The organism is Gelidibacter sp., assembly GCF_039916245.1.
In the GTDB taxonomy this organism is placed as follows: Bacteria; Bacteroidota; Bacteroidia; order Flavobacteriales; family Flavobacteriaceae; genus Gelidibacter.
The window spans coordinates 1-12,467 of sequence record NZ_JBDSLS010000142.1; the positions used below are offsets into that span (position 1 = coordinate 1).

General features: G+C 36.9%; 12 protein-coding genes and 1 other RNA gene. 4 read left to right on the forward strand and 9 right to left on the reverse strand.

Annotated features, from left to right (window positions below):
• Positions 1–548: 548 nt before the first annotated feature.
• The 3 genes from ABIQ28_RS07375 to ABIQ28_RS07385 all read right to left on the reverse strand — a co-directional run bounded on the left by ABIQ28_RS07375 (position 549) and on the right by ABIQ28_RS07385 (position 3,115).
• The gene (locus ABIQ28_RS07375; RefSeq protein ID WP_348036242.1) at positions 549–1,301 is read right to left on the reverse strand and encodes a hypothetical protein; all 753 of its coding nucleotides are present in this window, start codon (positions 1,299–1,301) and stop codon (positions 549–551) included.
• A gap of 92 nt (positions 1,302–1,393) precedes the next feature.
• Complete coding sequence (locus ABIQ28_RS07380; protein WP_348036243.1) at positions 1,394–1,783, reverse strand: thioesterase family protein; 390 nt, start codon at positions 1,781–1,783, stop codon at positions 1,394–1,396.
• A 297-nt stretch (positions 1,784–2,080) separates the two neighbouring features.
• Complete coding sequence (locus ABIQ28_RS07385; protein WP_348036244.1) at positions 2,081–3,115, reverse strand: glutaminyl-peptide cyclotransferase; 1,035 nt, start codon at positions 3,113–3,115, stop codon at positions 2,081–2,083.
• Between the two features lie 88 nt (positions 3,116–3,203).
• On the opposite strand from ABIQ28_RS07385, the gene ffs reads away from it, so the two are divergent.
• The 3 genes from ffs to fsa all read left to right on the forward strand — a co-directional run bounded on the left by ffs (position 3,204) and on the right by fsa (position 5,048).
• Positions 3,204–3,302: signal recognition particle sRNA small type (ffs, locus tag ABIQ28_RS07390), an RNA gene on the forward strand.
• A 163-nt stretch (positions 3,303–3,465) separates the two neighbouring features.
• Positions 3,466–4,269, forward strand: coding sequence for an SDR family oxidoreductase (locus ABIQ28_RS07395; protein ID WP_348036245.1), 804 nt, complete (start codon positions 3,466–3,468; stop codon positions 4,267–4,269).
• Between the two features lie 125 nt (positions 4,270–4,394).
• The gene (gene fsa / locus ABIQ28_RS07400; protein WP_348036246.1) at positions 4,395–5,048 is read left to right on the forward strand and encodes a fructose-6-phosphate aldolase; all 654 of its coding nucleotides are present in this window, start codon (positions 4,395–4,397) and stop codon (positions 5,046–5,048) included.
• A 50-nt stretch (positions 5,049–5,098) separates the two neighbouring features.
• Here the strand turns inward: fsa and ABIQ28_RS07405 are convergent, their stop codons facing one another.
• A complete protein-coding gene (locus ABIQ28_RS07405; RefSeq protein WP_348036247.1) occupies positions 5,099–6,517 on the reverse strand; it encodes a hypothetical protein in 1,419 nt (472 codons plus the stop codon).
• Positions 6,518–6,764: 247 nt separating this feature from the next.
• Between ABIQ28_RS07405 and ABIQ28_RS07410 the strand changes: the two genes are divergently transcribed.
• Complete coding sequence (locus ABIQ28_RS07410) at positions 6,765–8,390, forward strand: ABC-F family ATP-binding cassette domain-containing protein (RefSeq protein WP_348036248.1); 1,626 nt, start codon at positions 6,765–6,767, stop codon at positions 8,388–8,390.
• A gap of 49 nt (positions 8,391–8,439) precedes the next feature.
• On the opposite strand, the gene ABIQ28_RS07415 is transcribed toward ABIQ28_RS07410, so the two are convergent.
• From ABIQ28_RS07415 to nhaC, 5 genes are all read right to left on the reverse strand, one after another.
• The gene (locus ABIQ28_RS07415; protein ID WP_348036249.1) at positions 8,440–8,676 is read right to left on the reverse strand and encodes a DUF2007 domain-containing protein; all 237 of its coding nucleotides are present in this window, start codon (positions 8,674–8,676) and stop codon (positions 8,440–8,442) included.
• A 160-nt stretch (positions 8,677–8,836) separates the two neighbouring features.
• On the reverse strand, positions 8,837–9,094 hold the full coding sequence (locus tag ABIQ28_RS07420) for a hypothetical protein (RefSeq protein ID WP_348036250.1): 258 nt from the start codon (positions 9,092–9,094) through the stop codon (positions 8,837–8,839).
• Positions 9,075–9,389 carry a thioredoxin family protein gene (locus tag ABIQ28_RS07425; protein WP_348036251.1) on the reverse strand — a complete coding sequence of 105 codons (315 nt, stop codon included), beginning with the start codon at positions 9,387–9,389 and terminating at the stop codon, positions 9,075–9,077. The genes ABIQ28_RS07420 and ABIQ28_RS07425 overlap by 20 nt, the downstream gene beginning before the upstream one ends.
• A 69-nt stretch (positions 9,390–9,458) precedes the next feature.
• Positions 9,459–10,103, reverse strand: coding sequence for a peroxiredoxin (locus tag ABIQ28_RS07430; RefSeq protein WP_348036252.1), 645 nt, complete (start codon positions 10,101–10,103; stop codon positions 9,459–9,461).
• 207 nt (positions 10,104–10,310) lie between these two features.
• A complete protein-coding gene (gene nhaC, locus ABIQ28_RS07435; protein ID WP_348036253.1) occupies positions 10,311–11,795 on the reverse strand; it encodes a Na+/H+ antiporter NhaC in 1,485 nt (494 codons plus the stop codon).
• Positions 11,796–12,467 lie beyond the last annotated feature (672 nt).

Below are 12,467 nucleotides of genomic sequence, written 5' to 3' on the forward strand. Positions count from 1 at the left end.
TTCAAAATCGAAGTCCTTTCGGCAGGAACTCCATAAGATTAACGTAGAAATAGTAAGAATAAAATAAAGACTTCTTTTCATTATGGCAATCAATTCAGATGAGATTCAAAAATATGACTTTTGAAATTATGAATGGATAGGAACGGCTTTTTAATTGTGTAATGTCTGAAGAAGAAAAAAGAACATAGAAAAGAGAACATAGCAAAGTGCAAAGTATCAAGAAAGGAGATCAAAGATTGAAAGATGGAATTAAGACTCTTCGACACTTCGATTGGTTTGGGACACGCAAGCACAGCGATCGAAATGAAATTGGAAAACATAAAAATACTGGCATTCCGTTGCGACCTTTGCGAAAAACCTAGCGCCTTTGCGTTTAAATACAAATCAAACAGAAACCGCAAGGACGCAAAGCAGAGCGCAAAGAGCGCAATGAAGTTGTTTCGAATGCACTGAGTTATCTACTTCGAATAAGCTTGCAACCACCTATTCACTCTTAGATTAAGATTGTAATTTTAAGTATCGCTCGTCAATTTCACAGAAATTTAGTATTAATGGTTTTGGCTTTCTTTTAAAATCTCCCGAAATTCTTCGCTGTAGTCCAAAAATTTGTCAATAAGATAGATTTTATTATCCTGACGTAGTAGTGAGGATGCTATATCTTTTGTTTCACAATAAGCAAAGAAGAGGTGTTTGTTGTCTTTGGTAATGTTCAAATCTAAGACAAGAAACGTATCATTAAAGAACTTATCTGTTTTGAAAAGCGTATTTAAATCGTTGGAAGTAATAGTGGTTTCAGCCAGATTTTGTTCTTTGGGTGTTTTTCTTTCGAAGAGTTTGACAACGCGTCTCCCAATCTCGATGAAATCTATTGGTCCACTATTGGTATTCGGCCTTCGGTATAAATGAGGGTTTCTCTCAACGTCAGTTTTAAATTGTTTATTGATTCTTTTTGTAGCTTCCTTGGCATCCATTTCCTTTGGAGTGATAGGACCATGAAGTTCTATTTCGTCCAATTCGTTTACTATCTTTTTCAGTTCAAACACTTGTGTTCCTTCTAAATTGGATGGAGTGACCACTAACTGTTTTGTGTGATGAAATAAGGAGCTGAAAATGAGCGTATCCTTAACTTTTGCGTAGATTTTGAAGTTCCCACTCCCATCGGTAGATGTGATGCTCTTCGAAGTAATGTTCATTATTTTGACTCCAGAAATTGCTGCTTCGGCGTCATATAATGTTCCAGAGATGTTTTGAGAAAGCATCGTGGTGGCGAAAAGACAAAAGAGAATAGTAGATTTAGTCACTAGGCTTAGAGGTTGATTACCTTCAAATTAAGTCATTTTAGGGTTTCAAGCGTGATCTATTAAGAGACTTTAACAAGAATTTTAGTCTATATTTAACTAAATAGGGTTTTGATTTCTTCGGTTATTCGAGCTGGTCGCATGTTTTTTTGTGAGAGCAGGCACCAAGTTGTTTCTGAAGAAGCCAATAACTTGTTGGTGTTTTTGTTATAAATGTCAACCATTCGCACGCAAGTGGCGCCACCAGATTCTTTGATGTACGTTTTAAGGGTAATGACATCGCCTAAAACCGCAGGGTTTTTATATTCGATATGATGTTTGAGGAGTACCCAGAAATATTCCGAAAGAATTTGCTCTGTCGCTTTTGCATGCCAATGCTGTTCGGCAACATCTTGCACCCATTGTACATAACGGACATTATTAACATGGTTGAGATTGTCGAGATCCTCTTGGGCTACAATGATCTGTATTTCGAAGCTTTGCATGAGATGGTAATTAATGTATAAAATTAAAAGATATTCTTTCTTTCTGAAAATATTTCAAAGGTTATGTATGTTTAGTTGGATTATATTATTCTCTCGTATTTTTCTAAAATTATAAGAAAAAATTTTGACACGAATTTCACGAATTTTCACAAACTTATCTTTACCTGAAAATTTCGACGTAAATTATTTACTATAACTTTCACGAATGCAACAAGGTTTTAGGCTGTTTTAAACATTCCTTGAGAATTGTCCACCTGAAGGTTAATCGGACCGGTATGCTGCTTTAGACCGTATAAATTACTTAACAAACACTTCAACTTCAAACAACTTATCCCAATCCTTCCCGGTTACAAAAATAGTTTTTGTTTCTGGATTATAGGCGATACCATTTAATACATCTAAACTTGGGTGTTGGGTAACCAGTTTTTGAAGCGGCGAGAAGTCGATGACACCTTCTACAGCACCATTTTCTGGATTGATGATTAAAACACCGTTGCGTTGGTAAATGTTGGCATATATTTTTCCATCGATATATTCCAATTCATTTAAACTATCGATTTTACCGGTGTTGGTATACACTTGAATGTAATCTTCTTCAGCAAGTGTTGTTGGATTGAGTTTCCAAATGTTATTGGTGCCATCTGATTTATAGATTACTTTTCCGTCGTTACACAAACCCCAGCCTTCTTTACTTTTTCCGTAATTGAAACTTCCTGTTTTTTCAAAAGTATCGACGTTATGGATAAAACCAATGTTTTCTTTCCAGGTCAGTTGGTAAATGTTATTATTTAGGATGGTCAGTCCTTCGCCAAAATACTGACTGCCCAAATTGATGTTTTTTAGAACTTCACCAGTTTTGTAATCTACTTTTCTAAGCTTCGATTTACCATATTGACCTGTGCTTTCGTACAAAATGCCATCATTAAACTCGAGGCCTTGTGTATAGGAGGTAATGTCATGCGGATACTCATTCAAAATTTTATAGCTGTAAATTTTAGGAGCAGCATTGTTTAAAATGGTCAATTTTGTAGAGGCTTCTTCAGATGTGTTTTCATAAGTAACCGTTGCCGTAAGAGTGTGTTCTCCAAGACGAACATCCTTAACATTAAAATCGGCAGCAATTTCTTTGGAATCTATTTTATAAGTAATCCCACTGATGGTCTTGTTTTTTGGGTTTTCAATCGATAATTTAAGGGTTTGCCCGAGTGCGATGGTATTGTTTTTAGCATCGGTAGTGATTGAGAAACTACTTTTTTTACCATTCGGATTGTCGCCACAAGACCATAACGAGAGACTTAAGGCAGTGATTATAAAAAGTTTAGTAGTAGACATAGATTGTATTAATTTTTCGGCAAGGTATTTAATTAAATTCAGTTTATAAAATCATTGCAAAAGTAGTAAAAGATTGTATCTTTGCAGCTGGCAAGTCCTACACAACCAGCTCCTGTTGAATCCTCCAGGGCGGGAACGCAGCAAAGGTAAATGGTCGTAGCGGTGTGATGTAGGTAACTTGCCTTTTTTTTATTATTCCCACGAAGGTGGGAATCTCCAAGCTTCAAATAGCTCATTTCACTTTCCAAAGTTCAAATTTCTTCTTCTTTTCAATCCTCACAGCATTATTTATATTGTATTTTTGGCACATGAAGCGGTCTTAATTTTTCAATCTTAATTATTAATTGAACATGTCAAAAGTGGTATTGATTACAGGTGGTTCATCAGGAATAGGTAAATCTGTGGGCGAATTTTTGACTCAAAAGGGATTTATTGTTTATGGTACCAGTAGAAACCCTGAGCGTTATTCAGACAGTCAATTTAAATTAGTTCAACTGGACGTTTCTGATACTGACTCCATCGAAAAAGCGATTCAAACGGTCATCAGCGAAAGCGGTCGTTTGGATGTGTTGATCAATAATGCCGGAGCCGGAATTACTGGCCCCATTGAGGAAATTCCGGATGCTGAAATCCAACGTAATTTTGAAACGAATTTCTTTGGGCCCATTCGCGTCATAAAATCGGTTTTACCTCAAATGAGAACGCAAAAGTCAGGACTTATCGTTAATGTTACTTCTATTGCTGGCTATATGGGCTTACCTTATAGAGGCGTTTACAGTGCTAGTAAAGGTGCTTTGGAATTGCTAACGGAAGCTTTCAGAATGGAAATCAAGGATTTCAACATCCAGATGACCAATGTTGCACCTGGCGATTTTGCTACTAATATTGCCGCAGGTCGCTATCATGCGCCCATCTTAGAAAATTCGCCTTACAAAAAGCCTTATGGCGACACTTTGAATCTTATGGATGCTCATGTGAGTGGCGGCAAAGATCCACAGCTTATGGCCGCAGCGATTTTCAAAATCATCAACACGCCCAATCCAAAAATTCATTATAAAGTGGGGGAGTTCATGCAGAAGTTTTCCATTGTATTAAAGCGCATTTTGCCGGATAAAATCTATGAGCAAATGTTGATGAATCATTATAAATTGTAGGATTATATTCGATTTGTGATGTTGATATGTTTTAATTAAAATTCCCTCAACTTCTTTGTTATTAATCGTAACTTTGCGCTCCCGAAGCCTCGGGACAAACACAACTTATATTTATACTATTATTTATGAAATTTTTTATTGATACTGCTAATTTAGAGCAAATTAAGGAAGCCCAAGACATGGGTATTTTAGATGGTGTAACCACTAATCCGTCGTTAATGGCTAAGGAAGGCATTACCGGTACCGACAACATCATGAAGCATTATGTAAACATTTGCGATTTGGTAGATGGCGACGTGAGTGCTGAGGTAATTGCTACAGATTTTGAAGGCATGGTAAGAGAAGGTGAAGCATTGGCTGAATTGCATGAGCAAATTGTGGTCAAGTTACCTATGATTAAAGATGGTGTAAAGGCGTGTAAATATTTTAGCGATAAAGGCATTAAAACCAATATGACTTTAGTGTTTTCTGCAGGTCAGGCATTATTGGCTGCAAAAGCAGGAGCGACTTACGTGTCTCCTTTTATTGGTCGTTTGGATGATATTTCTACCGACGGTCTTAACCTTGTTGCTGAAATTAGAATGATCTATGATAATTACGGCTATGAGACTGAAATTTTAGCAGCTTCTGTGCGTCACACGATGCACGTGATTGATTGTGCAAAATTAGGTGCTGATGTTATGACTGGGCCTTTGAGTTCAATTACTGGATTGTTAAACCACCCCTTGACGGATATCGGGTTGGCGAAGTTTTTGGAAGATTACAAAAAAGGAAACTAATTCCTTAGTGATATATTTTAAAAGAAAGGGCTCCAATTTGGAGCCTTTTTTTATTCATTTAATCCCTTAAGGACATCTTCAAATTGTCTTTGGAACATGTTGTAGTACGAGTCTACAATACGCATGTCCTTATCTATTACGATCATTTTATAAATGGTATTGATGGCCAAGGTTTGCTTCCCGTCATCAGGATTGGCAAATTGATACTCATTACTTGTGGAGAATTTAAATTCGTTTAAAGTCTTTTTCCAATACCTATTATCGTTGTCATTAATATTGATGGCAATAAAATCAATGTTGGGATATTTTTTGCGCAATTCCTGTGATTTAAAATGACTGTTTTTATAGTGAATTTTCAGATTGGAAGACCAAAAGTAAATGACTGTTGGTTTGGCAATCAGATCACTCAATTTATAGCGTTCATTTTCATAGCTCAACAATTCCACGTTAGGGAGAATTTTACCAGGTTTCAATTGTTTTAAAGCAACTGATAATCTTTTAATATAAGCCTTGTCCTTAGGGTTTGTGCTTTTGTCGAGATAGGATGCAATGAGCTTTGCGGTCTCTGTTGAATCCTCGCACATGGATATAAAATCTCTTGTGGTATTTTTAAGAAGTTTGTTTTTAATGGTGTCATTAGAAATATACTCATCCATTAATTTTAATTTTTCCAAATTATAAATTAAAGAATGCCTGTTAAAAATAGTGTCTACAGGAGCGTCTTTATAAAACGCGTTTAAGGCGACATTGTTAAAATGAGAATAGAGGAACCGATTATAAATAAAATAATCGCTTAAGGCAGCATTGTTATAATCAATATCCTTTCTGTAGTCATAAAAGGTGGCTGGTAAATCTTGATATTTTCTTAAATTTCGGTAACCGTAATATCCAAAAGGGTACATTTCCTTGGCACTGAAATACCCGTAATTAATACTTGTTTCTGCAACATTATTAAAAAGTTCAGAGAGACGGTTTTTATCAGAAAACTCTAAAAATTCATCGATACGTTTGGTGCGTGCAGAATCAATATATTGATCAAATCGTTCGGGAGTCAATTGTGAAACGTTGATAAAGTTTTCTTGATCCTTTTCATTTTCCAGAAAAATCTTGATCAAGAAATTGTTTTTTTTGGCTCCATCGCCAGTAAATACCAACGACTCGTCAAAATCGACCGTATTCAACCGGACCATAACGCTGTCCCTTCCTTCCAATAAGGCCATTTGATATTCGCCACCATGGGTAAAGGTGTAGAGTCCAGGTTTTAAATTGTCGATTTTCTTGAAAAACCGATTGGAATCGTCTAAAAATAAAGTGTCAAATTTATGATTCGGAGAAAGTAAGAGGACATAGTCATTATTAGGGTTAATGATTTCTCCTCCAAAATAAGCATAGGTACCATCTTTATCAGAATCCTTTTGGCAACTAAAAAGCGTGGCAAAAAGCATTAATGATATAATGTGAATTCTCATAAACAAATAAATTACAGATGCTGATTGTGTTGCATGGATTAAAACAAAAATAAAGCTTGTTTATGCATCATGTTGTTAAGGCGCTGTTAAATGTTTTTTGTGATGGGTGTTGAAAACCGTCCAGGCTATATAGGCGCTTGTTTGGACGAATATAGCAGGTAATCGGAGGAGGTTCGAAATTTAAGGTTTTAAGTTTCTTAAAATGATAGGTTTTCTCTACTTTTGCACCAAATTTAAAACCTATAAAATGTTATCAGTTTCTAATCTTTCGGTTCAGTTTGGCAAACGTATTCTTTTTGATGAAGTCAATACGAGCTTCAATCAGGGCAATTGCTACGGTATTATTGGTGCCAATGGTGCAGGAAAGTCAACTTTTTTAAAAATATTGGCTGGAAAAATGGATCCAACTTCGGGTCGTGTCCATTTGGAATCTGGAAAACGTATGTCAGTTTTGGAGCAGGATCATAACTTGTATGATGAACACACTGTTTTGGAAACGATCATTATGGGTAATAAGCCATTGTTTGAACTGAAATCACAAATTGACGCCCTTTATGCTGATTATACAGATGCGAATGCTGATAAGATAGGAGAACTCCAAGTACAGTTTGAGGAAATGAATGGTTGGAATGCTGATAGCGAGGCCGCGGCAATGCTGTCCAACTTGGGGATTAAAGAAGAATACCACTACACCCTCATGAAGGATTTGGATGGAAAACAAAAAGTACGTGTGTTGTTGGCACAAGCATTATTTGGTAATCCTGATGTGTTGATTATGGATGAGCCTACCAACGACTTGGATTATGAAACCATCACGTGGTTGGAGAACTTTTTGGCCAATTATGAAAACTGTGTCATTGTAGTATCTCACGATAGGCACTTTTTGGATTCGGTGTGTACGCATATTTCCGATATCGACTTCAGTAAAATCACCCATTACTCAGGTAACTATACTTTCTGGTATGAGTCATCTCAATTAGCCGCTAGACAACGTGCGCAGCACAACAAAAAAGCTGAGGACAAAAAGAAAGAATTGGAAGAGTTTATTCGTCGTTTCTCTGCAAACGTTGCAAAATCCAAACAAGCAACCAGTAGAAAAAAGATGATCGAGAAGTTGAATATTACCGATATTAGACCTTCTAGCCGTCGTTATCCAGCGATCATTTTTGAACGCGATAGAGAAGCGGGAGATCAAATTTTAAATATTACCGGTCTTGAAGCCTCCTTGGAAGGAGATATTCTTTTTAAGAATGTGGATATCAACTTGGCTAAAGGTGATAAGGTAGTGGTTTATTCAAAGGATTCACGAGCTACCACCGCATTTTATCAAATTCTTAATGGTAAGGAAAAAGCAGATAAAGGGGAGTATAACTGGGGAATAACCACGTCACAATCCTATTTGCCATTGGATAACAGTGAGTATTTTGATAATAAACTGACGCTTGTAGATTGGTTGCGTCAATGGGCGACAACAGAAGAAGAACGTGAAGAAGTATATTTAAGAGGGTTTTTAGGGAAAATGATCTTTAGTGGCGAAGAAGCGCTTAAAACTTCAGATGTATTGTCTGGAGGAGAAAAAGTGCGTTGTATGCTTAGTAGAATGATGATGATGAGAGCTAACGTTTTGATGCTGGATGAGCCTACCAACCATTTGGATCTTGAAAGTATTACGGCCTTCAACAACTCGTTGTCTAACTTTAAAGGAACGGTGTTGTTTACCACGCATGACCACGAGTTCGCGCAAACGGTCGGTAACCGAATCATTGAACTTACTCCAAATGGTGTCATTGATCGTTACATGACCTTTGATGAGTATATGGATGATAAGGCAATTCAAGAGCTGAGAGAAAAAATGTATGCGGTAAAAGCATAGTTAATTGCAAAAAAATAAAAAGAAACCTTGAAGTGATTCAGGGTTTTTTTTATATCTCCAATTCTCCTTTAACGGCTTCTACAATTTGGATCGCATGATCGAGTTCTTCTTGAGCTACATAAAGTTCTTGATAGCCTTGAAAAGAAGATCCAAATCCTGCCATTCTTGCCGATTCACCTTCATCTTTTACAATGGCATTAATGCCCACGCTTTCTAAGCGATCCACAACCAATTGAACGATTATAAAGGTTCCTGAAAAAATTTTAACGTAATCGTTTTCTAACATAATTCTAAGGTTATAAGTTGCACATAATATACAAAAAATAGGCCTCATAACACCTTGAATATGTGAGGTCTTAATACAGCGATACAAGTTTGAAAAGACGGTATATAAAAAAAAAACCACCTCGTTGGAGATGGTTTTTGAAATGTAATAAACGCTTATATTATTTGTCTATCGACCCAAGCACACGCGACATAAAGGTGTTTAGAGCTTCTTTTTTAGGAGCACCTTCCTTTACCATTTTATGTACTTCCAATGCACCATACATATTAGAGATCAGTTCTCCAATAACATCAAGTTCTTCGTCCTTCAAAGAAGAGACTTCAGTGAGGTTTTCTAAGGTTTCAATAGTCTCAACTACAAAATCCTCATCGTTGTCCTCAATAAATTGAGTAAGGTGTTTAATTATTGGTAGCTTCATCGAATAAATCTTTTAAAATTTCAAATTTGTTAGTCTGCACTTGATTGACAAAAGTTCCATTTTTAAAAATCGCGAACGTAGGTAAGTTGTCTACGGTAGCTAATTTTCTTGATTCTGGAAATTTTTCAGCATCGGCTATAACAAAGGTCACGTTTTCATTTTCTGAAGCTAACTTTTTGAATTTCGGTTTCATAATTCTGCAATTACCACACCAGCTAGCCGAATATTGAACAACTACAGTCTCATTATCTGACACTAATTGTCCTAAATTGTCTTGTTCTAATTCCTTGACCATAATTATAAATTTTTAATTAATAAAATTCCCTGCCTTGCGACAGGGCTTTGATTTTATACGTTGAAACGCTTAGTTCAAATGCGCTTTTAAGTACTCAGCAGTGCCTTTAGCGTTCGCTTGCATGGCATCTTTACCTTCTTCCCAGTTTGCAGGACAAACTTCACCTTTTTCTTGTACGTGCGTGTAAGCGTCAATTAAACGAAGGTATTCCTTAACGTTTCTTCCTAACGGCATGTGGTTGATGCTTTCGTGAACAACTGTTCCTTCTTCATCTATAATATAGGTCGCTCTGTAGGTTACGTTGTCGCCTTCAACAGTTACAAACCCTGTTTCTTCATTGTAAGATTCGTTGGTAATGTCTAAAATATCTAATGCATTAGCCAAATTTCTATTAGAATCGGCTAAGATTGGATAGGTAACACCTTCAATTCCACCGTTGTCTTTTGAGGTGCTTAACCATGCAAAGTGAACTTCAGCAGTATCACAAGATGCGCCAATAACGATAGTGTTACGTTTTTCAAATTCTGCTAAATCAGCTTGAAAGGCGTGTAATTCTGTTGGACATACAAAAGTGAAATCTTTTGGATACCAAAATAAAAGTACTTTTTTGTTGTTTTTTGTTGCTTCTTCAAGAACGTTAATGGTGAAAGTTTCGCCCATTTCATTCATTGCGTTAACGTTTAAATTTGGGAATTTTTTTCCTACAAATGCCATGTGATATATGTTTAAGATTAATATTATTTCTGGTGCAAAACTACCTAATATTAACGCTAATGACGATAGGAATAGATTATATAAAATTATATTGTCATAGGTTTTATGAATGACAAGCCTGATCGGCTATAAGAAATGTGTAGGATAGGAGATGTCTTCTGATTAATAAACAGATAGTTGCACAGTCATATAATTAATCCAGAATCGTTATTTAGTCGTAGCCAACTGCCTTATTTTTATTCTGAAAGCAGCGAATATTAAGGTCATAAAAGGGCTCAGCCAGTTGAAAATCGCATAGCCAGCATAGTGTAAGGTATCCACGCCCAAAACGCCGCTATGGTAGGCGCCACAGGTATTCCATGGTACCAAAACTGAGGTTACGGTACCACTATCTTCAAGTGTTCTTGAGAGGTTTTCGGGTGCCAATCCTTTGTCTTTATAGGCTTGTGCATACATTTTTCCCGGAACAACTATGGCTAAATATTGATCACTGGCGGTAAGGTTCAGTGCTAAACAACTGGCTACTGTACTTGCAAAAAGTCCAAAAGTCGTGTGAAACAATTTCAAAAGCGCTTTACTGATCGTTGCCAAGGCGCCGATGGCATCCATTATGCCTCCAAAAACCATGGCACATAAAATTAACCAAACTGTACCCAACATGCTTGCCATGCCTCCAGATGCGAATAGACCTTTTAAGGCTTCATTATCTGTAGGGATTTCAGTGTCAACAGTTATGGCATCCATAAGACCTTTGTAGCCTGTTGTGAAATTCAAAGAAGTTCCTCCCCCAATAGAGGCCACAACATGAGGCTGAAAAATGAGTGCTGCTAAGCCTCCCAACAATGTTCCGGCAAGAAGTGCGACCAACGGCGGTGTTTTTTTTATGATCAAAACAATTACCAGTAAAGGAACAGCAAAGAGCCAGGGACTCACATTAATGGAGGATTTAAGTGCTGTTAAAATGCTTTCAGTATCGGCTGTTCCATGCGTTTCAATATTTAAGCCTAACACAATAAAAACGATGATGGTCACAATTAAGGTTGGCATGGTGGTATAAAGCATATAGCGAATGTGAGTAAACAAATCTGTTCCAGCCATGGCAGGAGCTAAATTTGTCGTATCGCTCAAAGGGGAGATCTTGTCACCAAAATAAGCCCCAGAAAGAATGGCTCCCGCCGCCATACCGAGGTGCACTCCTAAAGCATTGGCAATACCTATAAGTGCAATTCCTACCGTTGCTGAAGTCGTCCAGCTGCTTCCGGTAGCCACCGAAATGATCGCACAAATAATCACGCAGGCGGCCAAAAATATCGTTGGATTTAAAACTTGAAGACCATAGTAAATCATGGTTGGAATGATGCCGCTTATCAACCAAGTGCCTGCAAGTGCACCAACCATAAGAAGAATGAGGAGTGCGCCAGCGGTCGATTTAATGTTTTCTGAAACCTCCTCAATCATTTGTCCAAAAGTGACTTTATTGAAAAAGCCAACAATAGCGGCAACTGCACCTCCTAACAATAATATAAACTGATTGGAACCGTTGAGAGCATCCCCACCATAGAGATAAACATTATAAGCGAGCATCATTACCAAAGCAAGAACCGGAATCAACGCCTCCCAAATACTCAGTTCTTTATTTTCAACAATCGGATTATCCTGAGGTACTTGTGGCTTAATGTCTTGGCTCTGCATAGGTGAAAAATAATTTTTGGTTAAAGGTTTAATAGGTAATGTTACGATTTTCAACAAACCTATGCAAATCAATTTGATGTACAATCTTTATAAAACAGCGATGTTGGATAGGAGGGACGTTTGTTTTATGGCACTATTAGAACGCAGACCTGCCCGTCCGTTAAGGCGGGGGACGCTGATTTTTTATAATATGCACTGATTTTCTGTGACTATTCCAGAGGCGAAAACTCTAATTGCTAGACACTATTTATATAATGGCACTATTGTCCGGAAAAGAATTAAGACACTTCGACAAGCTCAGTAACCGCCGCTCCGCTGATGGAACCAAGAACAAAGACTAAACACGTAATTAATTGAAGATATTGGTTTTGAAATTCATAATTAGAATGGATTATGATATTTTAGAAATAGTTTTCAAACACCGATAAATGAAGGAGATTGAGGATCAAACACGTTGAAAAACCTTCATTGATCACCATTCTTTAAAGATCCACCCAACTTTAATCGGATAACAATGATAATGGATAAAAATAGAGTTGGATATGAAAATCACTATGATCAAAAAAGGATACTTTCCAAGAATGCAGAAAGTATCCTTTTACAGACTAGCTCATAGCTGTCTTGAAAATACAAAATAAGTAAAAGAATTGTCAAAGGGTATTTACTGATTTT